Consider the following 25172-nt stretch of genomic DNA (forward strand, 5'->3'; position numbering starts at 1 on the left):
TTATTGTTTCAGTGCAGAGACAATTTTTTGAGTATTGTAATTCATCAGTTGCAGGTAGCTTGTGGCAGGGCCATTGGCATCGGAAAGTGATTCAGGATATAACTCGCCACCCGGTTTTGCGCCTGTTGCGTTAGCAATTTGTTTGACTAGGCGTGCATCATTTGAATTTTCAATGAAGTAGGTTTTGATCTGTTCTTGTTTGATCTGGTCGATAAGGCTGGCGACATCCGCGGCGGTTGCTTCTGTTTCAGTCGACAAGCCAAGCGGCGCTAGGAATTTAACCTTGTATTCTTTTGCATAATAACCAAAGGCATCGTGGCTGGTTAATACTTGGCGTTTACTAACCGGAATGGTGTCAATTTCAGCGTGGATTTTCTTATTTAATTGAGTGAGTTGCTGAGTGTATTTTTCAGCATTGGCTTGGTAAGTTGTCGCATATTCTGGGTCAATGTTTTCTAGTGTTTTCTCGATATTGTTTACCCATACAATAACGTTTGGAATGCTGTTCCATACGTGCGGATCGGTCACTTCTTCCCCGTCTTCTACGAAGGTATGCGTGTTGATTCCTTCCGATACAACCGTCGCTGGCTTGTTAGAACCTGACGCTTTGACCATTTTAGTAAACCAAGATTCTAAGCCTTCGCCGCTAATAAAAGTTGCAGAAGCGTTTTTGATGGCTTTTGCATCTTTTGGAGAGGGTGAGAACTCATGTGGGTCGCCATTTGCAGGTATTAGGCTAGTGACATCGACAAGATTACCGCCAACTTGTTTTACCACATCGGCAAGAATGCTAAAGCTAGCCACAACGGGAACAGGCTTTTCAACTGATGCATGTGCCAGTGTCGTCCCTAATGTCAAAGCAGACAGTAATGTTATCGTGAAAGGTATTTTTTTCATTGCTGATTCTCCATAGGAGTTGAGTGAGTTTTTAGACGTAAATGCTTGTAGAAAATACCAGCAGGGGCGAACAGCAAGGACAAGACGTAAAGGCTTGTTGCTGTTAGTATGATGGCTGGTCCAGAAGCAAAATTAAGATGAAAGGAAATGATCAAACCCAAATAGCCTGATGTCGCTGCAGATAAGGTGGCAATGACGATCATTTTCGGTAGGGTTTTTGCCCATAGTTGGGAGATAACCGCAGGCAGCATCATCATGCCGACGGCCATTAAGGTGCCAAGGGTTTGAAATCCCGCGACTAAGTTGAGCACAACCATCAGTAAGAAAATCCCATGGTAGAGGACGCCTTTACCGCCAACGGAACGTAAAAATCTTGGATCAAAGCATTCGACCACTAAGGGGCGATAGATTAAGGTCAGCAGAATTAATGAGAAGCTGGCGATGCCACCGATGAGGTACAGCGCCTCGGCGTCGATGGCCAAAATAGAGCCAAACAGTACATGCAATAGATCAATGTTGGAGCCTTTAATGGAAATCAGTAAAACGCCTAATGCTAAGGAAGCAAGGTAGAAGCTGGCAAATGAAGCGTCTTCTTTTAGGTTGGTGTTGCGACTGACGATGCCAGACAATATCGCCACTGTGAGTCCTGCAACCAAGGCGCCTAAGCCCATAATGGGTAAAGAAAGCGTTCCTGCGATCATAAATCCAATGGCGGCACCGGGCAGTACTGCATGACTCATCGCGTCACCAATCAGGCTCATGCGTCGTAACATGAGCAAGACGCCAATCGGTCCAGAGCTTAAACCCAGTGCCACGGATGCAATCAAAGCGCGGCGCATAAAGCCATAATCGTTAAAAGGGGCAATGGCGAGTTCGTAAAGGGTCATGCTGACTCCTTAAGTTGAGATGGAATTTGGCGGTGTGGGTTGTCCCAATAGTGAATTAAGCTTTTTGCCCGTTGTTTGTTTTGTGCTGATAGGGCTTGTTGAGTGTCTCCCCAATAAACGGCTTCGCGTGCCAGTAATAAGGTATTTGGAAAGTGTTGTTCAATTTGTTCTAAGTCATGAAGAATGGCGAGAACGGTACGACCTTCTTTGTTCCACTGGAGAATTAAAGTGAGTAGATCGCTAGTTGTTTGCTCGTCTACCGCATTGAAAGGTTCATCTAAAATGACCACTCGGGCATCTTGTAAAAGCAGTCTTGCGAATAAGGCGCGCTGGAATTGTCCTGAGGAAAGAGAGCCTATTTGACGCTTTTCCATACCAGCCAAGCCTACTTGTCGTAAGGCGTCTTTTGCTTCTTCTAAACAAGCGTTTGATAAACCTCGAAATGCACCATTTTTTCGCCATGAACCTAAGCTCACTAAGTCTTCAAGGTTTAAGGGGAAGTGGCGGTCTATCTCGGCGGTTTGCGGCAGGTAGGCAATATCTTGTGGTGCAAACTCTCCTCTATTGATGCTGCCATTGGTTAAGGGTAGCTCTCCCATGATGGCTTTCACTAAGGTGGATTTTCCAGCTCCATTGGCGCCTGCAATAGCGGTTAGGCTGCCAGTTTCAAATTGCCCCGTTAAATGGCAAACGGCATGTACTCTGCCATAGGAAATACACACGTCATCCAGAATTAATGTGCTCATGGTAAAGCTACCGCCCAGATAATAAGCATCCAAAGGGCGAAAACTAAAAAACTGGTTAATACAAGTCTATGTAAGGCCGATTGGCTTAATGCGCTTTTTTTAAGTCCCATGTTTTTAAATCTCATGTTTTGGCTTTACTCGCGATAGGAAAACCCACGTAAGTTGTTGTTTATAGAAGAGTTGAGGCTTGCCTACAAAACTAATTATGTTATATCATAACAATATTATTTCGAGTAGTGTTTCTTGTCTTGTGGACGTCACCTTGCCGTGAACGTCCTCATTGTTTAAAAATTAAGGATCGAGTTTTATGAAAACCTTTTTCCAACCTCTACGTAGAGTGACGCAGTTATTGCTTCTGTCAGCAGTCGTTTCTACTAATGTGGCGGTTGCACAACCAACACAAACCAACACCTTATCAGTCAGTGCTGCATTTGAGTTCACGAGTTTAGACCCATCTAAAAATGGTTTTGTTTATAGCCGTATGCAGATTTTAGAAACCTTGGTCGATGTAGATGAAAACGGTTTATTGCTTCCAGCCTTGGCGAAAAATTGGCAGGTGAGTGATGATGCTAAAACTTGGACATTTGAGCTACGTGGTAACGTACATTTTCACGACGGCAGCTTAATGGATGCCGATGCGGTGGTGAACAGTTTGACGATTGCACAATCTAAACATGGCGCTTTAAAGAAGGCGCCAATTGATAGTATTCGTGCAGAGGGTAGTAATAAGGTGAAAATTACCTTGTCTAGCCCCTATACCTTACTGGGAGCTGTGTTGGCGAATTATGCGAATGGTATTTTGTCTCCTGATGCTTATGGCAAAGACGGTGATGTGTTGGCGTTGTCGGCGACTGGTCCTTATCAGTTGTATCAATTTTCGCCTCCGCATAAGTTGGTGGTAGAGAAGTTTGAGGATTACTGGGGAAAGAAAGCCAGCATCCCTTTTGCTAGCTATCTAACTGGTCATCGCGCTGAAAGCCGTGTCCTGCAGGCGAAAAGTGGTCAAGCAGATATCGTTTTTGGCCTGGATCCTGCCAGTTTACCTTCATTAAAGCGTTTGCCTAGCTTGGAAGTTCACTCTAACCCGATCCCAAGAACCATTGTATTGAAGCTAAACAGTGGTCATCGTTTTATGAAAGATGTTAAAGCACGTAAAGCGTTGAGCTTAGCGATCAATCGCCAAGGTATCGCAAACGGTATTTTACGAATTCCAGGTTCAGAAACAGAGCAACTGTTGCCGGCATCTATGTCTAACTGGCACTTAAGTCATGTCACCAGCAAAACGGAAGCTGAAGCAGGCACGCCCGAGCCTTTATTGGCGTCTTTGGGGTGGGAGAAGAATTCAAACGGTATGCTTGAAAGAGACGGTGAAGCATTCCAACTGACCATTATTACCTATGCAGATCGACCAGAACTGACCATGGTTGCGACGGCGATTCAGGCTCAGTGGCAAGCGATTGGTATCGATACAAAGGTTGAGGTGACCAATTCCAGCGCCATTCCAATGGGTCATCAAGATGGTTCGTTAGAAGTTGCCTTGATCGCGCGTAACTATGGCTTTATCGCCGACCCGCTTGGTGTGATGTTGTCGGATTTTGGCTCTAATGGCGGCGGTGATTGGGGCGCGATGAACTGGAATAACAAGGCGTTAAGTGCGGATTTGATGGCGCTAGAAGAAACGTCTGATCCTGCGACCTACAAAAACATTGCACAGCGTAGTGCACAGATTATTTTTGATGAGCGTCCAATGATTCCGGTGTCATCTTATGTTCAGCAAACATCGGTGAATAAGCGTGTTAAAGGTTTTCGCTTTGATCCTTTTGAGCGCAGCTTTTATTTAAATGAAATGGAGTTTGTAAAATAATGAAAGCCATGCTTTTAAAAAGGGCGCTTCAATTGATCACTGTGGTTTGGGGTGTGGGAACCCTAACCTTTATTTTGATGCGCTCTCTACCCGGTGACATGGCATATCGAATTGCCGCCAGTCGCTATGGACAAGACAATGTCGATTCTAACGCGGCGGCTTTGGTGCGCGCAGAGTTGAATTTGGATCAAGGTGCTTTGACGGCTTATTGGCATTGGTTAGCGGATCTTCTGCAATTTAAATTAGGCGATTCATTAGTCAGTGGTTTGCCCGTGATGGACACGGTTCAGCATATGTTAGGGCACTCTTTGATGTTGGCGTTTGCTGGTTTGATGGTGTCGGTTTTGATAGCTGTGCCGTTGGGATTGCTGAGTGCATGGCGAGGAAACCCTTTTGATTCGATTCTAATGAGTTTATCCAGTGTGATTCGAGCCATGCCGGTGTTTGTTTTAGGCGTATTGTTCATTTTGTTGTTTGCTCTTAATTGGAATTGGTTTCCTGTGGCTGGATTTGGTACGCCAGCGCATTTGGTTTTGCCCGCTTTTACCTTGGCGTTGAGCTTGGCTGCGGTGTCCAATCGTGTGGTTCGAGATTCTGCCAAACGAACCTTTGCTGCGGCGTTTTATCAATTCTCGAAAGTGAAAGGATTGTCTGCTTGGCAGACATTTAGACAGCATGGTGTGCGCAATATTGCGGTGCCAGTGGTGGCGTTTTTTGGCATCCAGTTAGTGAGCATGATTGAAGGGATTGTGATGATTGAGTCATTGTTTTCATGGCCAGGAATTGGGCATGGTTTGGCTCATGCGATTTTTGCCCGTGATATTCCAGTTATACAAGGCGCGGCTTTGGTGATGGGGGTTCTGTTCGTTTTGTTAAATACCTTGGTGGATGTTATCTGTTTATGGATTGATCCAAGAGGGGCGAAAACATTATGAAAATGAATAAATCCCAATGGGTTGGCCTGTTTATTTTATTGGCCTTATTGGCGTTCTCGTTGTTGGGCATGGTATTTTCGCCTTATAGCATCTCTCAGCAAGATTTAAATGCCATTATGGAGCCGCCTTCTGCGGCACATTGGCTCGGTACAGATCATTTTGGTCGCAGTATGATGACACGTATGGCGCATGCGATTGGTTTATCTTTTGCCTTGAGTGTGTTGTGTGTACTGACGTCTTCTTTGGTCGGTACTGCGTTTGGTGTGTGGGCTGTTTGGGGTGGCAAAAAGATCGATCATGCCATGGGTGTGGTCGTTAATATTTTGCTCGCCTTGCCAGGCTTGGTGGTTGTTTTGTTGTTTGCTGCTATTGCGCCGGGGTCTTTTTTGGTCTTGTATTTGGCGATTTCTTTAGTGCAATGGGTCGAATATTTCCGCGTGGTTCGAGCTGTGACTCAGGGCGTCATTCAAAGTCCTGCAAGACAGTCTTCCCAGATGATGGGCTTTGGCCGATGGTATCAATTTAAACGCCATATTTGGCCTGCTATCTCACCTTCTGTGTTCACTTTGGCGGCCTTTGGTGGCGCGAATGCGATTTTAACTATGGCGTCGCTTGGTTTTGTCTACGTAGGCATTCAGCCACCGTTGGCTGAATTGGGACTAATGACAGTTGAATTGTTTCCGTATTACAGCGAAGCGCCCTGGTTATTAGCGCAGCCTTTGGTTGTTGTCGCTTTGATGGTGTTTTCATTTCATTTATTGGCAGGGAAGCGAACATGAGTGTATTGCTGAAATTAACCAATGTAGCGGTTTATGTGGGCGACTCTTGTTTGTTAGAGCCAATTTCTTTGGAGTTAAAGCAAGGTCAACCGTTAACGATACTGGGTCAAACGGGGTCAGGTAAAAGCTTGTTAGCGCAAGCTATCATGGGACTATTGCCTACTGATTTGAGTGTCTCTGGAGGCATAGAGGTATTTGGTAAGGCGATGACGATTGAAGAGCGTCAAGCTTTGTGGGGACGTGAAATGGTCATGTTACCGCAAGAGCCTTGGCATTCTCTTGATCCGTTAATGAAGGGCATTGATCAAGTCAAAGAGGTATATCAATTCGTGCGTGAGAAAGACCCGCAGGAAGCGCTAGCGATGGCCGAAGAGGATTTACGCCATGTTGGTTTGGCGGATAATGGCCATAAACGCGCTGATGAATTGTCTGGCGGTATGGCGCAACGTCTTGCTATTACAGCGGCTACTGCGGGTGGTGCGCATGTGATTTTGGCTGATGAGCCAACCAAAGGGCTGGATATATCTCGTCGTGATGGCATTGTGCAGCTGCTGCAGGCTCGTTCGAATCTAGGCAGTTTGCTGACTATTACTCACGATGTGTCGGTAGCCCGTCAGTTGGGTGGTTTGCTACTGGTAATGAAAGAGGGTCGTTTAGTCGAGCAAGGCGAAGCCACTCAAGTGCTTGATTATCCAAAAGACGATTACACACGAGAGTTGATCGCTGCCGAGCCCAGTGCTTGGTCAGATATGGCGCCAACGATTCGTAAGAGTGACGCTGACGATATGTTAGTGGCTGACAGCTTGCGATTAGAGCGAGGTGGTAGGACTTTATTTGATGGCTTGTCTTTCTCTATCAAGCAGGGCGAAGTAGTTGGTATTGTTGGTGATAGTGGTTGTGGTAAATCGTCTCTTGGTGACGCCTTGCTTAACTTGCTGCCTATTTCTTCGGGCAAGCTGACTCGTTCTAATAAAACCGCTAAGCCACATCAGTGGCTGAAACTCTATCAAGATCCGCCCTCGGCGTTTTCAGCTAGCGTTACACTGGGTCAGCTGCTTGATGATGTGGTGAATTTACATGGTATTGATAAAGCACGGATTGCCCCGTTAATGCAGCGGTTGAATTTACCGGAAGGCATTCTAGTGCGTAATTGTCTGGCGGTGTCTGGTGGTGAACTACAGCGTTTTGCGATTCTGCGAGCCTTGTTATTGGATCCTGTGTTTTTGTTTGCTGATGAGCCAACGTCTCGCCTTGATCCGATTACAGCAAAAGAGGTGACTGCTTTATTGGTGGAATTGGCCAGTGAGGCAAATTGTGCGGTGTTATTGGTTAGCCATGATGCGGCATTGGTGCAGAAAACCTGTCATCAGGTGATTCGTATTTAACAGTCTATATACCTTGTTACTGCATTGAACTGATCGCTATATAATACGGTGCTTTCCGTTCAATGTTCGTAACAGGGTGTTTTCATACTGCGGCTTCATGATTTAAACATGTAAATGCTTAGTTAGAAGACTGCTTTAGGTTTCACTTTGATTCAGTCTATGGTCTAATTTTTTAATTAAATAGCCTGTTCAGGAAAGTTATATGTTGTTCAAGACCTCACTTCCCCTTGCTTTAGTTAGCACAGTGGCACTTTTTGCTTCTACTAGCGCCTTGGCATTTGATGATTATTGCACACCTAAGTTAAATGCTTATTTAGGTAATGTTCAAAAAACAGTCGATTCCAAATACATTTCAGATCGTCAAAAAGAGGTCGCGCAAAAGATTTTAGACAAAGTAAAAGCAAGTCGTAATGACACCAAAGACTGTGTTTTGATTGACAAATTACTTCCATAATTCACAGAAAAATTTTGTCTAGTAGATTTTTCATTTTCTGTTATGTTTTATAAGACAGGGTAATACATTTATCAGTGTTGCCTATGGCTTTTATAATATGGCGAACCAAGGGGAAATGAATGAGTCAATTTGAGGCGGCCTTAAAAGTAGCCAGGTCTCTTTTGGGGATGCCTTGTGCAGGATTGCTTTTTAGTGATGGGAGAGTGGTGTTATCTGGCGAGCTTGGTACACTTTCTCATGATGACCTGATTGATGGTATTTCTCGCTTTAGTGAATTACCTTCCTCTCGATATCTTGATATAAAAAAAACGCCTTCGTTATCTTTGTTATTCTCTGATTTTCCATGCCTGTCTAGCTGCATCATAGAGACAGTGTCTACTGATGAGGTTCGATTGTGTTTGTTAAGTGACGCTCCTTGTGTAATGGAAGAACGTTTGCGTGAAGAACATGTGACTACTCTAGTCGATTTATTTTCAACGTTAGTGATTTCGTCTGAAGACCAGTTATCCTCTTCGTTACTTTCTAAAAGCAAATCTATGTCAATGGGTTATGAAGCGATCGCACAAAAACGAATGTTGCAGACGTTGAAGCATTTGCATGACGTGACGGCTAATTCTGATTTGTCCTTGGATGATAAGCTACAAAGAATTCTGCAAGTTGGTGTCGAACACTTTGCTTTACCTATAGGGCTTATTAGTTCGATTAAGGGCGATGTTTATCAAGTTGAGTACAGCCATACTCCAAACGGAGAGGTGTTGCCTGGCGCCGTGTTTGAGTTAGGTAACACCTATTGTGTACATACTCTTAACAGTGATTTACCAACTTCCTATTTTCATACGGCGCTTAGCGATATTAAAGAACACCCTTGTTATAAGGGGTTTGGATTAGAGGCTTATATTGGTGTTGTGCTTTATGTTAATGGAGAGCGTTGGGGGACACTAAATTTTTCGAGTCCAGAACCTAAAAGTCAGCCTTTTGGCGAAGACGATTATGAGGTAATGAAGTTGCTTGCCCAATGGGTTGGTAATGAGATGACGCTTTCCTACGATAGAAATGTACAAGTTCAATATGAGAGTGAGCTGCGTGAGCAAAAAATATTCTTTGAGTCCCTTTTTGAACATGCGCCAGAAGCAATCGTCCTAGTTGGTCGAGATCGCGATATCAAAATGCTTAACCCTGCATTCACTGATCTTTTTGGCTATAGCCTTGATGATCTAAAAGGGAAGTCGACTCAAGTTCTGTACGCTGATGAAAGTGATTTTATTCTGCAAGCTAGAGCCTACAAGGATAATGTCGAAGATGTTTTGAACCGCTATCGCGTTAGCTACAAAAGCAAACAGGGTAAAATTTTTCATACCGAAACGATTGGCAGCATGATTCGTAACCCTGACGGCAGTCTAGGTGGGTATATTGCACATATTCGTGATGTAACAGAGCGTTTGGAAGTTGAGCAAAAAATGATAGACACCAACTTACGTTTGTCTATCGCGGCCGATGCGGCTGGCATTGGGGTCTGGGAATTTAATTTGCGAGAAAATACCCTGCATTGGGATGACTGGATGTATCGACTTTATGGCTTTGTAGCTGGTTCGCGAGAGCCGCCGCAGCAGGTTTGGGACGATTGCGTTTACTCAGAAGATAAAGCCAGATTAAGAAGTGTGTTTGCTGGATTAGAAGACAGTGGTGCGTATTTTACGAGCAAAGAAAATGCATCGCATATTTCTGAGGAGTTAGACTTTGATTTCAAAATCATGCGCAATGATGGTCAAGTGCGTTATTTAAAGTCCAATGGAGCCATAGTATTCGATAAAAAAGGCCATGCATCACATCTTGTGGGTGTGAATATGGACATTACTTCTCGAAAAGAAACAGAAGTGGTTCTACGAAAGGCAAGTGATCAAGCTGTTGCCGCGAGTAAAGCAAAAAGTGATTTCTTTGCGACTATGAGTCATGAAATTAGAACACCTTTGAATGGTGTGCTAGGTATGGCTGAGCTGCTTTCTGGTAGCAGCTTGAATTCGGAGCAAAAAACGCAGTTAGGCATACTCAAAGAGTCTGGCGAAGGGCTTATGGGCCTAATTAATGATTTGCTGGATTTTTCTAAAATAGAGGCAGGTCACCTTTCTATTGAGCGGGTTGATTTCGATTTAGAAAAAGTTATTTATAGCGTGGTGCGTTTACTGCTGCCTAAGGCGGAAGAGAAAAGTATTGATTTATTGGTAGAGTACGATGAATCGTGCCCACGTTTTCTTGTGGGGGATGCGTATCGAGTTAAGCAGATTTTGATTAATTTGATTAGTAACGCGATCAAGTTTACTGGTTCTGGCCATGTATTGGTATCCGTTAAAGGTGAGGTTGATCAGCAGGGTGTGGCTAGCATTACTATTGGTGTAGCGGATACTGGTGTTGGCATTGCAAAGCATATTCAACCACAGTTGTTTAGTGCGTTTGTTCAAGCAGATAGTTCAACAACGCGTAAGTTTGGTGGCACTGGGTTAGGGCTTGCTATTACGAAACAATTAATTGGATTGATGAATGGTAGTATTTCTTTGTCAAGCGAGTTGGGCGTAGGGTCTGTTTTTGAAGTAGCGCTTTCATTACCCGAAAGTCATGCCATGTCGCATATTGAGACTATAGTTGATGAGCGCTTATTACTTGGAAAGAAAACCCTAGTTATCGATGACAATTCGACCAACTTAGCTATACTCAAAAATCAGCTGAAATCTTGTGATATTTATGCGGACACTGAACTCAGTCCTATTGAAGGCTTAGGACTGATTAAGCAATCGATTGATCAAGGTGAGCCTTATCAATTGGTTATTATCGATTACATGATGCCAGAAATAGATGGCTTGATGCTTTCGAAAGCGATTCGGGAAATGAGCGGTTCTTTATACCAGCCTATCATTCTTATGATGTCATCAGCTGGTTCGCTAACACAGCACGAGTTGTCTGTTGCAGGTATCAATATATGCATTGCTAAACCCGTGGATGCTTTGGCCTTGAAGCAATGCATGGTGGCAGCGTTGTCAGAAAATATGTTAGGGCGCCAGGTTGCTTATTCAGAGAGCCATGATGACGAAACTCGACATCTTGTTGATAATAAAAAAGGTCTTATCTTAGTTGTTGAGGATATGAAGGCTAATATGGCTGTTGCGCAAGGTATTCTTAATAGAATGGGGTATGATGTCATTGGTGCCGAAAATGGCGCTATTGGCATAGAAATGTATGAATTACATAAGCCCGATCTAATCTTTATGGATTTACATATGCCTATTATGGACGGACTGTCAGCTATGCGCCGTATTAGGCAAGCTGAAAAAAATAGCCATAACAATCGGGTCCCTATCATAGCATTATCCGCGGATGTTATGCCGGAAACCTTGTCGGAAGTGTTACGTGCTGGTGGTGATGGCTTAGTTCCGAAGCCTTTTAAGCAGAAGGAGATTATAGATATGTTGAATGAATGGATGCCGAACAATAATGAATCACAAGAGAGTTCTTCCGATAATAACGAGTTGTCGAACGGCTCTGTTTTCGCTATTCAGCCATCAGATGACATTATTGATGAATCGGTACTTAACGAATTAAAGACATTGCTTGGAGAAGATTTTGTATTATTAATTGATGCTTTTTACGAAGACGCAGATAGCATTACTAATTCTTTTGATGAAATCTTGAATCATGAAGGTGAGGCAGATTGCAGTTCCATTGCGCGATTAGCTCATAGCTTAAAATCAGTGAGTCAAAATGTTGGTGCTATGACGATGTCTTCAATGGCGGCTCAACTTGAGCAGGAAGGTCGTCAGAGTGATGTTCCGGAGCTAGATGTTAAACTGCGAGAGATTCTAGCAATGTATCAGAATGTGAAAAATAAACTACAGGCTATGCTTTAATGCCAATGAAAGTGTTAATTGTTGATGATACCAACACGGATCGATTGTTGCTGAAGCTTCACATGTCAAAGCTAGGCTATGGAACAATAGAAGCCAGTAATGGTCAAGAAGCTATTGATCAGTTTGTGGCAAATTCTGACGATTTGGATTTGATCCTAATGGATGTCCAAATGCCTCACATGAATGGCTTTGATGCGGTTAGGTCGATTCGTAAAATACAAGAACAGCAGAAGCAAGAGTGGTTGCCAGTCATTTTTTTAAGCGCCAGCGCCGAAGACGATGATATAGAAGGGGCTATTTTAGCTGGTGGCGATGATTACCTAATGAAGCCTATTAGCCAAAAAGTGTTGTCGGCAAAAATGTTAGCAATGCAGCGTATTGCCGATATGAGGCGTCGACTTGTTGAAACTAATCTCGCCCTTGAGCATTTAGCATCAACAGATCACTTAACAGGTGTTTCCAATCGTCGTGCTTTTGAGCTTGTTCTAGATCGAGAAATCTCTTTCACTCGCCGTTATGGTGTGCACATGGCATTGGCGATGTTTGACCTTGATAAATTTAAAGACGTTAATGATACCCATGGACATGAGGCTGGTGATGCTGTTTTAGTTGAAGTGTCAAAGCGAATTAAAATAGCCCTAAGAGACAGTGATATCATCGGTCGATTGGGTGGAGAAGAGTTCGGTATTATTCTGCATAATGTTAAAGAAGATGATGTTTTTAAAGTATTTGATCGTTATAGGAAGATCATTGCAGAACAGCCAGTAAGCTATGAAGGCATTGAAATCCCCATCACGATGAGTGTTGGTGTAGTTATGTACACTGGTAAACTGGAGGGGAAGGCTGCTTTATTAAAGCGCGCAGACGAATCTCTATACGAGGCGAAAGAGGCGGGGCGAAACAAAGTGGTTATTCATTCCTAGTGGCTTGTTTGTCGCCAGCTAAATGTCTTCATAAAAAAGGCCGAAAAATCATTAGATTTTTCGGCCTTTTTTAACTAACGACTAAATTAAGCAACCGCAGAATCTTCTGTCTGAGCGACTTTCTGGTTTATAGTTGCCAACAGAGCTTGAATAGATGCGGATACAATATCGTTATCTATAGCAACACCATTAAAGCGATCGCCATCAATATTGGCTTGAACATAAGCAATGGCTTGAGAGTTACTGCCCACAGTCAATGCATGCTCTTGGTATTGGATAATGTCCACACGCATATTGAAGTGTTTGCCTAGAGCTTCGCTGAAAGCAGATAAGGCTCCGTTGCCATCACCAGTGATTTTAACGCTGGTGTTGTTGCCAATAAGTTCGGCGTGAACGGTATCTACATCGTCTTTTGCTAGATCATATTTACCCAATTTATAAGGCGTTGATCCTGTCATGAAGTGGCTTTCAAATAGCTCTTTCATGGATTCTGCGTTGACAACACCGCCGTCTTTTTCAGCAAACTGCTGAACAATTGGGCTGAATTCTACTTGCAACCAGCGAGGCAAAGCCAAACCGTATTCTTGTTCAAGAGTATAAGCAACACCGCCTTTACCTGATTGGCTGTTCACACGAATAACTTCTTGGTAGCTACGACCTACATCGCGAGGATCGATTGGCAAGTAAGCCACGTCCCAAGGTTTGTCATCTGTTTGATTGGCCAAACATTTCTTAATCGCATCTTGATGAGAGCCAGAGAAAGCGGTGAACACCAATTCGCCTGCGTATGGGTGACGCGGATGAACTTGTAGCAAGGTGCAAGCTTGAACCACACTTATGATGCGGTCCATATCGCCTAACGCCAACTCTGGATCAATGCCTTGGCTGTAAATGTTCATCGCCATAGTAACGATGTCCATGTTGCCTGTGCGCTCACCGTTACCTAGCAATGTGCCTTCAATACGGTCTGCGCCAGCCATTACGCCTAATTCTGCTGCAGCAACACCACAACCACGATCGTTGTGTGTGTGCAAGCTGACAATCATGCTGTCGCGCTGTTTAACATTACGGCAGAAATACTCAATTTGGTCTGCGTAGCGGTTAGGAGTGGATACTTCTACCGTAGCAGGCAAGTTAATAATAATTTTGTTGTCTGGTGTTGGCTGCCAAACCTCAGCAACGGCATCTACGACTTCTACAGCGTAGTCGATTTCTGTGCCAGTGAAGCTTTCAGGAGAGTACTGAAATACCCATTCTGTTTCTGGGTGTTTAGCTGCGTGTTCTTTTACGCATTTTGCGCCATTAACTGCGATTTGCTTAATGCCTTCCATGTCCATACGGAACACTTGCTCACGCTGTGTTGTAGATGTTGAGTTGTAAACGTGGACAATGGCTTTCTTTGCACCTTTTAGTGACTCATAAGTGCGCTCAATCAATTCTGGGCGTGCTTGAGTTAATACTTGGATGTATACATCGTCTGGCACTTGGTCTTCTTCGATCAACCAGCGAACAAAGTCAAAATCCAATTGCGAGGCCGCAGGAAAGCCAACTTCTATTTCTTTAAAACCAACATCAACAAGTAGAGCAAAAAATTGTTTCTTTTGTTCCACAGTCATTGGCTCTACCAATGCTTGGTTGCCATCACGCAGGTCGACACTAGACCAGATAGGGGCTTTAGTGATTGCGTTGTCAGGCCAGGTACGATTTGTAATGGCGACGGGTTTGAATGGCGAGTATTTCGTATGGTCAAAAGACGACATGATTTTGTCCTTATTAATAAGGGGTCGGTAAACCCCGTTGTTATTAGAGCGTTTCGAGTAGACGCTTAGTTTTTAAATGTTTCTTTGTTTCTTCAGTTTTTATAGTGTAACCAAAAAATATGAGTAAAAGATTGCGTTTTTTATGTAAAATTCAATTTGTGTGGCATTATATTGCGTGATGGCTGATTAAATTAGTGATTTGGAGCTGGTGATATGGGGTTTGATAAAATCGACTTGAATATTTTGCGTGAGTTACAGCAAGATTCTAGCTTAACCAACCAGGAGTTGGCGGATCGGGTTGGCCTTTCTGCATCACCTTGTTTGCGTCGAGTGAAAGCGCTTGAAGAAATCGGAGTGATAGATCGTAAAGTCACTATTCTGAAAAAGTCGAGTTTGGGGTTAAAATTAACGGCATTTTTGCAGATCAGTATGGACCGACACACGCCAGATCGTTTTAGTGTGTTTGAAGATGAGATAGACGATTTCCCTGAAGTAAGAAATTGTAATTTAGTGACCGGACAAAACTGTGATTACTTACTAGAAGTCGTGGTAGAAGACATGGAAAAATACCATGATTTCTTATTAGGTAAGTTAACGCGTATACCTGGTGTGACTGGTGTGCAATCAAGCTTTTTGTTGCGCAGTGTGAAAGAGAGTACTTCTTTACCCCTAGATCATTTGATTTAAAGCGTTATTTCCTTATTTAGCATTGATATTTTTGCTTTTGACCAAATTAATGCGCGTTATACTTACATAAATACGTAAAGTTAAGAAAATCCCTAGTAGAGAAGTAGTATGAGTGATTTGACAATTAAACGTCGAGTGATGATTCCCGTCAGGGCGGGCGACGTAATGGCTGAATTCATTTCCTTTAATGGCGATGACTCGGGCAAAGAACATATAGGGATATTTTTCGAGGGTACACAGGAAAAGGGCGACGACAGCATTCCATTGGTTCGCCTGCATTCAGAGTGTTTAACTGGCGATGTATTTGGTTCTGGTCGTTGTGATTGCGGCGAGCAGCTTGATGAAGCGATAGATCGTATAAATGAAGAAGGTGGTTATATTCTTTATTTGCGTCAAGAAGGTCGTGGCATTGGTTTGTATGCAAAATTAGAAGCCTACGCTTTGCAGGATCAAGGTTATGATACTTATCAAGCCAATGAAATGTTGCATTTGCCTGATGATGGTCGAGATTTTGGTATTGCTGCGGAGATGTTGCAAGCTCTTGGGGTCTCTAAGGTGCGCTTGTTAACAAACAACCCAGATAAAGCCCAACAGCTTATAGAACACGGTATTGATGTTGCCGAATTGGTTCCGACTAAGGTGCATGTGAATCAACATAACCGTTCCTATCTTGAAACCAAAGCGAAGCGCAAGTTACACACTTTGAAATTTGATTAATACGTCTTGGTGAAAATGTTAAATTTTGTTGCCGAAGCCCCGAAAGGGGCTTTTTTGTGTCTTTATAATTTGGACTCTGTGTATTTTTTTGAGTAGTCTTGACTGATACCTGACAGAAAAACTAGGTAGATTGAAAAATTACTGTCACAAATTTACGCGGTAATGGAGTCAGCTATGAAAAAAACATCTCTTATTTTACTTGCTGTAGTGTCATCAGTCGCGATGGCTGACAATGCATTAATCGGAATTTATTGTCAGGAAAACACTAATGGTGCCAAAGTGTATGTTAATGACGAATTGAAATTTGAATGTTCGGGTTTTGCCCGTGAGGCCATGGTGTTACAAGAAGGTTCTTATCAAATAAAAGCGGTGCAACAGATTAATAAAGAGCAAGAGAAAGTGTTTTTCCAGCAAGTGGATGCGACTTCTGACCGCCCCCAGCGGGTTCGCGTCTCCATGCCACAAGAAACTAGTTTAACGGCCTATGGTTTGGCGATGAAAGAACAAAGAGAAGCCGAAGCCGCGCAAAAATTGGCTCTTGAGAAAGAGCGTCTTGCGAAGGAAGCGGTACAGACGGATTTGGCACAAGCGGAAGGAGGCGACTTGGAAGCCATACAGAGTGTTATTACGCGTTATGAAAATGGTGAAGGCTTGGAGAAGAGCCCGCTTAAAGTGGATTACTGGCGTCAGAAGTACGCTACGTTGAAAGCGGAAAAGGAGCGTCACAAAAAGATTGCTCAGCTAGAGAGTGAGTTAGATAACAACCCATACTTTTATTGGTTGGGGTTGTTTCCCAGAGCAATACAAAACTCGAATGGTTCTGAAAGTTCAACTCTAATTACAGGTCTGCCTTTTTATACCATCGCGGATTTAACCTCGTCACCATCCGTTTATTTTACTCGAAAAGAAATAGAAGAGCGACTTGATACCATTGAAGGGCATGCGGTGCGTTGGGCGAAACCGGATTCTATGGTGGCGAAAGCTTCTCGGTAGAATAATGATGAGCCGGATATTAATAAGTACACTGTTTAGCATTCTTTTATTATTACAAGGGTGCACGGTAACACCTACGGCAAGTAAATTAGGCAATCAATGTGATGAGGCGATGATTTTGCTGCTATCTGATAAAGCCCCCGCTTTATTGAGGGCTGCACAGCAAGACGCCTTGTTATGTGCCCAGCTGTCTCAATTAATCCATGTACAAAATGCACAAGCTAAATCTGAATCATTTTCTCCTGATCAGCGTTCGTTTGAACAGTCTTCTCCTCACTTACAAGCCGATGAGCGTTTTCAGAATGCTCGCGAACTTATTAAAGATCGGTATCAGTCACATGAAGCCGTTTATACGTTGATTCTACGCGAATATCTAATAGAGAATGACTTTGCCTGCCGTCATCCGATTTATGCCTCATATTTCGCTCTTCGTTATGAAACAAACGTGAGTTATGAAGACTGCAATGAACCCGTACCCTTTTATTTGTTTGATTCCAACCAAGGGGGACAATTGGTATCAATTGATCCAAAACAGGTGCGAGAAGTTCATCTGGTGTTTGCGTCAGAAGGTGAGGGTGTCGCGTCTTCTTTTGGGCATGTTTCTGTGCGTTTATTGGTTTGTCCTGAGGCTTCTTCGAGTCTTGAAGCCTGTCGTCGAAATCTATTTAATCATGTGTTTTTGGGCTATGTCGCTCGAATTGATGGCTTTACCATGAATTTGCTGAAGGGTTTTTTCGGTGGTTATGATGCGCATTTATTTGGTTCGACTTTCCGTGAAGTCTTTCGTGCTAATACCCTATTAGCCAACCGTGATTTGTATTCTTTACCATTAAATTTATCCGCTCAGCAGGTTGAGCAAGTTGTGAGAGATTTGTCAGAAATTCATTGGAGCTATCGAGGCAATTATCGTTTTATTACGGCCAATTGCGCCACACTGTTGCAGGATTTATTGAATAAAGCGTTGCAGTTGGAAGGCCACTCGGATGAAGAATTGAGCTTCCTTCGCCCTGATAGACTTTTCAAAAAATTGAAAAATAGTCCATTCGCCCGCGGTGAGGTGTTGGCTTCTTTGGAAGAGGCAGAATCGCAAGGTTACTTTTTTTCTCGCAATCGCATCTATTATCAACAAGCGTTATTTACATTGGTGGATGTGATCGATTCGTACCCATATGCGAGCTTGAAACAATACGATCAAACTCGTGCTGTTCAGCGAATGTATGACTTACTGGTGTCCGATTCTGTGTATTCGACCTTGGCTAATAACGATTATTTGTTGGATGCGCAGTTGCTACTTGAAGAGAGGCAATTGGTGTATTTGCGATTTGATCTGTTCCGAAAGTTGATCGACATTGTAATTGAGTTACAGCTACTAGATGTTATGGAGGAGAAACTTCAGGCTGTTTCGGACAGTTTGGATAAGCAGCTTTTACAGCATTGTTATGTGCAGCCGTTAATGCAAATGCACATGTTGGTGCCGCGTTTTGATGGCATCCCTAATATTGGGGAGTTAGAGGTTTTTCAGTCCGATAAAGATTGGCAATGTGGCTCGCCACAAGCGCAGCGGAAAATATTCAATATGATGGCTTCGTCTGTACCAGACGATCATCAGCAGATGAAAGAGCTAAAGGTACTAGAGCAAGAGTTGGTGCAAACGCTCGATAATATTGAGACCCTGGAGGCGTTGTTCTAATGAAGAAGCTCATATTAACCGTTGGCATGATCTGTTTTATGCTAAGCTCAGCAACCACGACAGCGTTGGCAGAAACCTCGCAACAGGATATGGTGAAAATGCTTGATCAGTTAGATCAATTGGATCGGTTGGATCAAATGGAGTTCGATCAGGCCATTGATGCAGGCTATCGCTGTGCGGACGATGAAAACTTTGCTTGTGTAGATAAAGAGATCAAGAAAGCGCGTCCCTTAGTGTTTGATCAAGACGCAAAACAGCGTCTTAATGAGTTAATTGCATATCGGAAGGATCAAGAAAAATATTACAAAGAAAAGCAGCGCCTTGTTGCTCAACGTAAATTGGAAACGCGTTGCGCTAACCGTTGCCCCGTTGCTCGAGAGTATTCTCAGTGTGTTGCAGGGGGTTTGGATGCTTGGGACTGCCGTGACGAGGGGCCAAGCTATCACTCAGGTGGTTCGTCTGGTTCAGGCGGCACCATGGCGGCATTGAGTTCCGCATTGACCCAGTTGAATAATCAATTGCAAGCGGATCTGGCACGTCAACAGGCGGATTTTAATCGCCAAATGCAGGCGATCCAGGCGCAACGTGAAGCAAAAGAGCAGCAAAAGCGCGAGCAGCAGGCTCAACAACGTCGCGTGCAACAACAGCAGCAACAAGCTATGGTAAATTTACAGCAACAACAAGAGCAGGCACGGCATCAAGCGGAGCAGAGACGACAAGCAGAAGAAGCGCGTCGTGAGCGAGATGAAGCACATCGTTTAGCAGAAGAAAAGCGTCGACAGGAAAGAGAGGCTCGTGTATTGGCGCAGCAAAGAGCCAAAGAGGAGGAAGCCAGAAACAAGCAGCTATATTTAAGCAAGCTTCAGTCCGGAGCGAGTATGGGAGGTTTGAATTGTTTTGGAGAGAAGCATGTGTTCGGGAAATTGCCAATCATAAGGCCTGAGTTGGTGTCTTGTGTGAATGTAAATTTCACCGTGCAATGTTCATCTTCTGCGCCTGTGGCACACCGTGGTGTGCTTAGGAATCATGTCAATATGAATGCGGGAAGCTGTTTTGGTGACACTACACAAGTACCAAGTTCAGTCGCTTGCCCTGCTAAACAGTTTGTCGTCCGCGCGACTTCTGTAGTTGGTTGTTAATATAAAAAAGCGCCGCTTAAATGGCGGCGCTTTTGATGTTTTAATGATTCTGTAAAACGGCTTTATTTTTTACTGGGTGTCGCTTTCTTTTTGCTTTTTTTCTTATTACTTGGCGAGCGAGCTTTTGTTTTCGCTTCTAGCCCTTCAATTCGGCCGAATTTAATGTTGGCTTGCATGAAACGTTGAATTTTTTCAATCATCGGCAAGTCGTTGATGTCGATTAATGAAATGCAGTCGCCCGGTGCGCCTTCTCGTGAAGCGCGTCCCGCTCGGTGAATATAGGAATCGGCTTTGCGAGGCAAGCGAAGGTTAATGACGGTGTTGATTTCAGGAAGGTCGATACCGCGAGAGGCCACATCGGTTGCGACTAACACTTGTAGGCGGCCGCGTTTCATCTGTTTCATATGCTCACTACGATCACCTTGCTTCATTTCGCCGTGCAAGCCGTCACACATTAAGCCCATTTTACGGATGCGTTGAACCCATACGTCAACATGCTCTCGATTGGAAACAAACAAAACCGCTTGTTGAACGCGCTCTTGTGTTAACAAATGCTTTAGTACGGCTTCTTTGTGTTCTTCGCTATCGACGCGGTAGGCAATTTGGCGAATTTGGCTTGGCACTGTGCGAGAAGATTCACCAAGGCGAATCTGTTGAGTTTCGCTGTTTAATAGTGCGCTGGCAAAACGGCCCATTTTCTCGCCTTCTAACGTGGCGGAGAACATCAATGTTTGGTGTTCTTTTGGCAGTTCTTTGGCAATGCGGTTAATCGCGTTAACAAAACCCATATCCAGCATGCGATCAGCTTCGTCAATAACAAAGTAAGAGACATCTGTTAGGTCTAGCCATTGTTTATCGTCTAATTCGACAAGGCGGCCGGGTGTGGCAACCAAAATATCGCAAGGCTCACTTAGTTGCTGCTGCTGCATACCGTAAGGCGTGCCACCAATAATAAGATGAGATTGAATGCGTGTATGTTGCGTTAATTGCTCTACAACATTAAAAATCTGGCGTGCTAGCTCGCGACTAGGTGCTAAAATTAGCACCTTTGGAGCGGTAGTAGATTGTTCATCACGGTCAAGTATATGCTGAATAGCTGGCGCACAAAAAGCGATGGTTTTGCCCGTACCAGTCGGGGCAGTTGCAAGTAGGTCAGAACCCTCTAAGGCGATTGGTATAGCTTGTTCTTGGATTTCTGTCGGGGTTTCAAAGCCAATATCACTAATGGCTTGTTCTATGGTGAAATCCAAATCTAATTCAGCAAATGACATGTAAACTCTCTGTAGCGGGATAAGTGGCACGGCCAACTATGAATGTCATAAATTAACTATGATAATCATAATGAATTTGGGCGTATGACCACTATAATGGACTGTAATATGAGTCATGATACCTTGTTTTCTGAGGATTCGAAATCTAAACCTCAGATGATAATTGGATAAGTTAGACCCTTTGTACGCTTTGCTCTAAAATACCATCAAATATTTATAAGAAGACACGTTATGCTGCTATCAGATGAGTTAGTCACCACCCAAACAATGACATGGGTAAAAGAGTTTATTGTGGCGTTAAATGTTTGTCCTTTTGCTAAACGTGAAGTGGAAAATGACAGTGTGCGCTGCGTGGTGTTGCGATCAAAAAAAATAGATGTGGCGTTAGAAGAGTTAATGGCGGAAATTCAGTGGTTGGACGAACATCCTGAGACAGAAACAACTTTGCTAATTTTTCCGACCTTGTTTAAAGACTTTCATCGATATTTAGACTTTGTTGAAACATCGGAAAATCTTATGTTTGATCAAGGTTGTGAAGGGGTTTATCAGTTGGCAACTTTTCACCCTGATTATTGTTTTTCAGGCACAGAGCCTGATGATGTTTCTAATTATACTAATCGCTCACCTTATCCTATGTTGCATCTTTTAAGAGAGGCGAGTGTTGATAAGGCGATTGAGTTCTACGGAGATACTGCCGAGATACCAAATCAAAATATTGAAAAAATGGAAGAGCTTGGAAAGTCTAAATTAGACGGTATATTTGTTGGTTGTATGAAAGCAGATAATGACTAACTTATAACATTCAAAATGAACTGTATTGCGCTTACGAATGAAGTGCGTATAGTGCGAAAAAAATTGCTTGCCGGAGAACTCATGGCTACACAAATTGGGCGCTTAAATACATTAAGAGTCGTTAAAGAGAAAGATTTTGGTGTGTATTTAGACGCCGATCAATTGGGTGAAATTTTATTACCTAAGCGTTATGTACCAAAAGGTGTAACGGTCGATGACGAAGTGGAAGTATTCGTCTACTTGGATTCAGATGATAAATTAATTTCCACCACTGAGTTTCCTAAGGCTCAAGTTGGGGAGTTTGCTGCATTAACGTCAATAGCGGTAAATCAAGTAGGTGCGTTCTTTGATTGGGGATTACCAAAGGATTTATTGGTGCCTTTTAGTCAACAGAAGAACCGCGTAGAAGAAGGCGAAACGCATTTGTTGTTTATCTACCTTGATCAAACGACAAACCGAATTGTCGCGACGACCAAAGTGGATGCGTTGCTGAACCGTGAAGAGGCGCCTTATCGTGTAGGCGATAAAGTGTCTATTATTATCGGCGACAAAACGAATATTGGTTTTAAGTGTGTTATCGATAACCGTTTTTGGGGTGTTTTGTTTTTCGAAGATGCGTTTAGGCAGCTCCGCAAAGGTGAAAAGACTGTCGGCTTCATTAAGCAAATGCGTGAAGACGGCAAGATCGATTTAAGCTTGCAAGAAGTGGGCTACAAAAAAGTACGTAACATTTTAGATGATATTTTAGATTATCTGGATGCTCATGGTGGTGAGTCCCCGTTGACGGATAAAGCGTCTCCAGAAGCTATCTATGCTGTTTTTAAAGTCAGTAAGGCAACGTACAAGAAAGCGTTGGGTGCACTTTATAAAGAGAAGAAAATTCTACTCACGAAAGAAAAGATCTCTAAAATCTAGATTTTATGGCTCAATAAAAAAGCTGCTAAGGAAGACTTAGCAGCTTTTTTTTGACCTCTTCACGCTGTTCCGCATGGGCTACACCCTCGAAAAGCAAGCGCTGAACAGGCAGTTCTATCGGGCTATGATCAAGTAGAAAGCCGGAAATAAAGCTGTTTTCGGTTTGACGTTGTAGTCGAATATCTTCATGCATCGAAGATCGGTTCAAACGAGTAAGTTGAGCAATGGTGTGTACTCGGTTTTTGAGATTTTCTTGGGTTAGGTGTTGGCTTTCTTGTGAGTAGCTGAATTTTGGGTGGGTGAAAATACTTGATAATTCAGATAGTGTCGCGTCAATTAATGACTTGTACTCATCATTTAAAATGTCGCCATTATGAATGTTAAAAATGGCGGTTATGGGGTTAATTACGGCGTTGACTGCCAGTTTCTCAATCATGCGCTGATGGATGTTGGCAACCGTGAGAGACTCAATGGGGAAGTGCTTTGCGGGTGTTGATTGTCGCCATTCGCCAAAGTAGGTATCTCCTAAGCCAGTATGCTTTATGTGGTTGGCTTCAATTTTTAAAACGCCTTCACTGGTGGTTCCTGCCCATAGTGTTTGTGTTTCCATCAGTGTTTTCTGAAGCGCTTCTTGTGCACCAATTCCATTACATAGACAAGCTATATCGGCATTATCACTAACATGTGCTGCAACTTGAGAATAAGCATCTTTAAGATCGAAAGATTTGGTACAAATTAGCACCTTGTCATATTGCTCGGTAAGATCTTCTGCTTTGAAGCTTTTGATTTTATGTTTCGTTACAGAAACTTGTTGTTGACCGTCTTCATCGGCAAGTGATTCCAGGGTGATTTTCTTCCCTGGACTTTCTGATCGGTACACTAGATGGACTTTACTGCCGAGTTTTTCTAGCTTACAGGCCCAAAAGAGGCCGATAGCGCCAGCGCCGATGACTAACCAAGGCGTGTTCTTCATAATAGGTTTCCATTAGGTGTTTTATTTCAATCCCTGTTATTATCGCCCCAAAATACATTATTGAAAATGCAAAGGAGCAGAAAATGCCATCATTTGACGTAGTATCTGAGTTAGATTGGCACGAAGTCACTAACGCAGTCGATCAGGCAAACAGAGAGATTACAACGCGTTATGACTTTAAAGGCGTGAAAGCGCACTACGAAGTTAAAGACAAAAAAAGCGTCGTCATGGAAGCTGAGGCAGAACCTCAACTTCGTCAGATGTCTGATATTTTAAACCAAAAATTGGTTAGCCGTGGGATTGATTTAAAAAGTTTAGAAAAAGAAGATGTCGTAAAAGGGAATATGCGTGCCTCTCAAGCTGTAAAAATGAAAGAAGGTCTTGAAACTGACGAAGCGAAAAAGATCGTGAAGATGATCAAAGATAGCAAGGCGAAAGTTCAAGCGCAGATTCAAGGTGATCAGCTTCGTGTTACTGGTAAAAAACGAGATGACCTTCAGCAAGTCATGGCTTTATTGCGCGGTGCTGAGTTGGCTCAGCCAGTTCAATTTACCAACTTTAGAGATTAATTTCATTTAAAAAGCTGCCGCGTATTGTTGTACGGTGGCTTTTTTATTTCTTTGTTGTGTTTTCATTGAGACTTAGTTTGTTCCCTACAATAACCCAGCCTTCTTGCTCCAATCTTTCCTTTTGCCTTAAGTAGGCGTCTGTGTTTTCTGCAAAACTAATTCTTTTTTGTGCGTTTATTACTCTGTGCCAAGGCAGTTTGGTGTCTTTGGGGAGTTTTTTCATTAAACTGCCAACTTGTCTTGCATAACCTGGAAAGCCCGCTAGTTTTGCAAGTTCTCCGTAAGCAATGCATTCACCCTTGGGTATTTCATTTAAAATATGCAACACCTGAGATTTAAATCTATCTATCGGTTGATTCATCGTATTTTGCCCTTAGATAAATAACTACATTTAAAACAAAGAAGGTAAATATGAGATTTGCACTTTTGCTTTTCATACTCATTCCCGTTATTGAACTATCTGTCTTAATAAAAGTTGGTAGTCAAATTGGTGCGCTGGCCACGGTTGGTTTGGTATTTTTAACCGCTATTCTAGGCGTGACCTTAATTCGTAAGCAAGGCTTAGAAACATCCCTTAAGGCTCAGGAAAAAATGCGTCGGGGTGAACTGCCTGCTTCCGAGGTCGCCGAAGGGGTTATGTTAATTTTTGCTGGTTTGTGTTTATTAATGCCTGGCTTTGTAACAGATATTATTGGTGGGTTGTTACTGGTTCCACCGCTACGCAAACTGTTCGCGGCTGGACTCTTAGTTAATTTTGTTGCATCTATGGTGAAAAAGGGGTCTAAATGGGCGCCTTACGGAAGTTATGATGCTCAGTCTAGTGGTGAAACAATTGATGGTGAGTATTCAAAAGAACCTAAAGATGACAATGACTTAATAGATAAAAAATAATTCATTTTT

At 43.1% G+C, this 25172-nt stretch carries 23 protein-coding genes; 16 read left to right on the plus strand and 7 right to left on the minus strand.

What is annotated here, in order from left to right:
* The 3 genes from AC2A4J_RS10075 to AC2A4J_RS10085 are packed head-to-tail and all read right to left on the minus strand — an operon-like array spanning window position 1 to window position 2530.
* Complete coding sequence (locus tag AC2A4J_RS10075) at window positions 1-897, minus strand: metal ABC transporter solute-binding protein, Zn/Mn family (RefSeq protein WP_484175906.1); 897 nt, start codon at window positions 895-897, stop codon at window positions 1-3.
* The gene (locus tag AC2A4J_RS10080) at window positions 894-1784 is read right to left on the minus strand and encodes a metal ABC transporter permease (RefSeq protein ID WP_484175907.1); all 891 of its coding nucleotides are present in this window, start codon (window positions 1782-1784) and stop codon (window positions 894-896) included. Before AC2A4J_RS10080 ends, AC2A4J_RS10075 begins: the two co-directional genes overlap by 4 nt.
* The gene (locus tag AC2A4J_RS10085) at window positions 1781-2530 is read right to left on the minus strand and encodes a metal ABC transporter ATP-binding protein (protein WP_484175908.1); all 750 of its coding nucleotides are present in this window, start codon (window positions 2528-2530) and stop codon (window positions 1781-1783) included. The genes AC2A4J_RS10080 and AC2A4J_RS10085 overlap by 4 nt, the downstream gene beginning before the upstream one ends.
* A gap of 307 nt (window positions 2531-2837) precedes the next feature.
* Between AC2A4J_RS10085 and AC2A4J_RS10090 the strand changes: the two genes are divergently transcribed.
* The 7 genes from AC2A4J_RS10090 (at window position 2838) to AC2A4J_RS10120 (ending at window position 12766) form a co-directional block, all read left to right on the plus strand.
* Window positions 2838-4394, plus strand: a complete 1557-nt coding sequence (locus AC2A4J_RS10090; protein ID WP_484175909.1) for an ABC transporter substrate-binding protein — start codon at window positions 2838-2840, stop codon at window positions 4392-4394.
* Complete coding sequence (locus tag AC2A4J_RS10095; RefSeq protein ID WP_484175910.1) at window positions 4394-5329, plus strand: ABC transporter permease; 936 nt, start codon at window positions 4394-4396, stop codon at window positions 5327-5329. Before AC2A4J_RS10090 ends, AC2A4J_RS10095 begins: the two co-directional genes overlap by 1 nt.
* Window positions 5326-6108, plus strand: a complete 783-nt coding sequence (locus AC2A4J_RS10100; protein ID WP_484175911.1) for an ABC transporter permease — start codon at window positions 5326-5328, stop codon at window positions 6106-6108. Before AC2A4J_RS10095 ends, AC2A4J_RS10100 begins: the two co-directional genes overlap by 4 nt.
* Entirely contained in the window at window positions 6105-7493 is a 1389-nt protein-coding gene (locus AC2A4J_RS10105) for an ABC transporter ATP-binding protein (protein ID WP_484175912.1), read from the plus strand. The genes AC2A4J_RS10100 and AC2A4J_RS10105 overlap by 4 nt, the downstream gene beginning before the upstream one ends.
* Window positions 7494-7695: 202 nt before the next feature.
* Window positions 7696-7947 (plus strand): hypothetical protein, encoded by a 252-nt coding sequence (locus AC2A4J_RS10110; protein ID WP_255824898.1) that lies wholly within the window; start codon window positions 7696-7698, stop codon window positions 7945-7947.
* Between the two features lie 119 nt (window positions 7948-8066).
* Window positions 8067-11843 carry a response regulator gene (locus AC2A4J_RS10115; RefSeq protein ID WP_484175913.1) on the plus strand — a complete coding sequence of 1259 codons (3777 nt, stop codon included), beginning with the start codon at window positions 8067-8069 and terminating at the stop codon, window positions 11841-11843.
* Window positions 11843-12766: a GGDEF domain-containing response regulator gene (locus AC2A4J_RS10120; protein ID WP_484175914.1), complete on the plus strand. Its 924-nt coding sequence runs from the start codon at window positions 11843-11845 to the stop codon at window positions 12764-12766. Before AC2A4J_RS10115 ends, AC2A4J_RS10120 begins: the two co-directional genes overlap by 1 nt.
* Window positions 12767-12852: 86 nt before the next feature.
* Here the strand turns inward: AC2A4J_RS10120 and leuA are convergent, their stop codons facing one another.
* Window positions 12853-14526: a 2-isopropylmalate synthase gene (leuA, locus tag AC2A4J_RS10125; RefSeq protein ID WP_484175915.1), complete on the minus strand. Its 1674-nt coding sequence runs from the start codon at window positions 14524-14526 to the stop codon at window positions 12853-12855.
* Between the two features lie 213 nt (window positions 14527-14739).
* Here leuA and AC2A4J_RS10130 point away from each other — a divergent pair, with 213 nt between their 5' ends.
* The 5 genes from AC2A4J_RS10130 to AC2A4J_RS10150 all read left to right on the plus strand — a co-directional run bounded on the left by AC2A4J_RS10130 (window position 14740) and on the right by AC2A4J_RS10150 (window position 19752).
* The gene (locus AC2A4J_RS10130; protein ID WP_255824893.1) at window positions 14740-15213 is read left to right on the plus strand and encodes an Lrp/AsnC family transcriptional regulator; all 474 of its coding nucleotides are present in this window, start codon (window positions 14740-14742) and stop codon (window positions 15211-15213) included.
* Between the two features lie 108 nt (window positions 15214-15321).
* Window positions 15322-15930, plus strand: coding sequence for a GTP cyclohydrolase II (ribA, locus tag AC2A4J_RS10135; RefSeq protein WP_484175916.1), 609 nt, complete (start codon window positions 15322-15324; stop codon window positions 15928-15930).
* A gap of 174 nt (window positions 15931-16104) precedes the next feature.
* Entirely contained in the window at window positions 16105-16923 is an 819-nt protein-coding gene (locus AC2A4J_RS10140; RefSeq protein WP_484175917.1) for a hypothetical protein, read from the plus strand.
* Window positions 16924-17041: 118 nt separating this feature from the next.
* Window positions 17042-18613, plus strand: a complete 1572-nt coding sequence (locus AC2A4J_RS10145; protein WP_484175918.1) for a lipoprotein N-acyltransferase Lnb domain-containing protein — start codon at window positions 17042-17044, stop codon at window positions 18611-18613.
* On the plus strand, window positions 18613-19752 hold the full coding sequence (locus AC2A4J_RS10150) for a hypothetical protein (RefSeq protein ID WP_484175919.1): 1140 nt from the start codon (window positions 18613-18615) through the stop codon (window positions 19750-19752). Before AC2A4J_RS10145 ends, AC2A4J_RS10150 begins: the two co-directional genes overlap by 1 nt.
* A 62-nt stretch (window positions 19753-19814) precedes the next feature.
* Here AC2A4J_RS10150 and AC2A4J_RS10155 read toward each other — a convergent pair whose 3' ends face one another.
* Window positions 19815-21023, minus strand: coding sequence for a DEAD/DEAH box helicase (locus tag AC2A4J_RS10155; RefSeq protein ID WP_484175920.1), 1209 nt, complete (start codon window positions 21021-21023; stop codon window positions 19815-19817).
* A gap of 231 nt (window positions 21024-21254) precedes the next feature.
* Here AC2A4J_RS10155 and AC2A4J_RS10160 point away from each other — a divergent pair, with 231 nt between their 5' ends.
* Window positions 21255-21815, plus strand: coding sequence for a DUF1415 domain-containing protein (locus AC2A4J_RS10160; RefSeq protein WP_484175921.1), 561 nt, complete (start codon window positions 21255-21257; stop codon window positions 21813-21815).
* 81 nt (window positions 21816-21896) lie between these two features.
* Window positions 21897-22730, plus strand: coding sequence for a CvfB family protein (locus tag AC2A4J_RS10165; protein WP_114412186.1), 834 nt, complete (start codon window positions 21897-21899; stop codon window positions 22728-22730).
* Between the two features lie 25 nt (window positions 22731-22755).
* Here the strand turns inward: AC2A4J_RS10165 and AC2A4J_RS10170 are convergent, their stop codons facing one another.
* The gene (locus tag AC2A4J_RS10170; RefSeq protein ID WP_484175922.1) at window positions 22756-23703 is read right to left on the minus strand and encodes a ketopantoate reductase family protein; all 948 of its coding nucleotides are present in this window, start codon (window positions 23701-23703) and stop codon (window positions 22756-22758) included.
* Between the two features lie 83 nt (window positions 23704-23786).
* On the opposite strand from AC2A4J_RS10170, the gene AC2A4J_RS10175 reads away from it, so the two are divergent.
* Window positions 23787-24272: a YajQ family cyclic di-GMP-binding protein gene (locus AC2A4J_RS10175; RefSeq protein WP_255824888.1), complete on the plus strand. Its 486-nt coding sequence runs from the start codon at window positions 23787-23789 to the stop codon at window positions 24270-24272.
* A gap of 43 nt (window positions 24273-24315) precedes the next feature.
* Here AC2A4J_RS10175 and AC2A4J_RS10180 read toward each other — a convergent pair whose 3' ends face one another.
* Window positions 24316-24633 carry an MGMT family protein gene (locus AC2A4J_RS10180; protein ID WP_484175923.1) on the minus strand — a complete coding sequence of 106 codons (318 nt, stop codon included), beginning with the start codon at window positions 24631-24633 and terminating at the stop codon, window positions 24316-24318.
* Window positions 24634-24683: 50 nt separating this feature from the next.
* Between AC2A4J_RS10180 and AC2A4J_RS10185 the strand changes: the two genes are divergently transcribed.
* Entirely contained in the window at window positions 24684-25163 is a 480-nt protein-coding gene (locus tag AC2A4J_RS10185) for an FxsA family protein (RefSeq protein WP_255824887.1), read from the plus strand.
* Window positions 25164-25172: the final 9 nt, after the last annotated feature.

It is taken from the genome of Marinomonas sp. ATLA20, from assembly GCF_057180105.1.

Coding starts and splice junctions, on each gene's coding strand:
- AC2A4J_RS10095 (WP_484175910.1), top strand. CDS start 4,394: ATGAAAGCCATGCTTTTAAAAAGGGCGCTTCAATTGATCACTGTGGTT.
- leuA (WP_484175915.1), bottom strand. CDS start 14,526: ATGTCGTCTTTTGACCATACGAAATACTCGCCATTCAAACCCGTCGCC.
- AC2A4J_RS10160 (WP_484175921.1), top strand. CDS start 21,255: ATGCTGCTATCAGATGAGTTAGTCACCACCCAAACAATGACATGGGTA.
- AC2A4J_RS10185 (WP_255824887.1), top strand. CDS start 24,684: ATGAGATTTGCACTTTTGCTTTTCATACTCATTCCCGTTATTGAACTA.
- AC2A4J_RS10100 (WP_484175911.1), top strand. CDS start 5,326: ATGAAAATGAATAAATCCCAATGGGTTGGCCTGTTTATTTTATTGGCC.
- AC2A4J_RS10085 (WP_484175908.1), bottom strand. CDS start 2,530: ATGAGCACATTAATTCTGGATGACGTGTGTATTTCCTATGGCAGAGTA.
- AC2A4J_RS10110 (WP_255824898.1), top strand. CDS start 7,696: ATGTTGTTCAAGACCTCACTTCCCCTTGCTTTAGTTAGCACAGTGGCA.
- AC2A4J_RS10120 (WP_484175914.1), top strand. CDS start 11,843: ATGCCAATGAAAGTGTTAATTGTTGATGATACCAACACGGATCGATTG.
- AC2A4J_RS10155 (WP_484175920.1), bottom strand. CDS start 21,023: ATGTCATTTGCTGAATTAGATTTGGATTTCACCATAGAACAAGCCATT.
- AC2A4J_RS10165 (WP_114412186.1), top strand. CDS start 21,897: ATGGCTACACAAATTGGGCGCTTAAATACATTAAGAGTCGTTAAAGAG.
- AC2A4J_RS10105 (WP_484175912.1), top strand. CDS start 6,105: ATGAGTGTATTGCTGAAATTAACCAATGTAGCGGTTTATGTGGGCGAC.
- AC2A4J_RS10180 (WP_484175923.1), bottom strand. CDS start 24,633: ATGAATCAACCGATAGATAGATTTAAATCTCAGGTGTTGCATATTTTA.
- ribA (WP_484175916.1), top strand. CDS start 15,322: ATGAGTGATTTGACAATTAAACGTCGAGTGATGATTCCCGTCAGGGCG.
- AC2A4J_RS10075 (WP_484175906.1), bottom strand. CDS start 897: ATGAAAAAAATACCTTTCACGATAACATTACTGTCTGCTTTGACATTA.
- AC2A4J_RS10140 (WP_484175917.1), top strand. CDS start 16,105: ATGAAAAAAACATCTCTTATTTTACTTGCTGTAGTGTCATCAGTCGCG.
- AC2A4J_RS10080 (WP_484175907.1), bottom strand. CDS start 1,784: ATGACCCTTTACGAACTCGCCATTGCCCCTTTTAACGATTATGGCTTT.
- AC2A4J_RS10130 (WP_255824893.1), top strand. CDS start 14,740: ATGGGGTTTGATAAAATCGACTTGAATATTTTGCGTGAGTTACAGCAA.
- AC2A4J_RS10115 (WP_484175913.1), top strand. CDS start 8,067: ATGAGTCAATTTGAGGCGGCCTTAAAAGTAGCCAGGTCTCTTTTGGGG.
- AC2A4J_RS10150 (WP_484175919.1), top strand. CDS start 18,613: ATGAAGAAGCTCATATTAACCGTTGGCATGATCTGTTTTATGCTAAGC.
- AC2A4J_RS10170 (WP_484175922.1), bottom strand. CDS start 23,703: ATGAAGAACACGCCTTGGTTAGTCATCGGCGCTGGCGCTATCGGCCTC.
- AC2A4J_RS10175 (WP_255824888.1), top strand. CDS start 23,787: ATGCCATCATTTGACGTAGTATCTGAGTTAGATTGGCACGAAGTCACT.
- AC2A4J_RS10090 (WP_484175909.1), top strand. CDS start 2,838: ATGAAAACCTTTTTCCAACCTCTACGTAGAGTGACGCAGTTATTGCTT.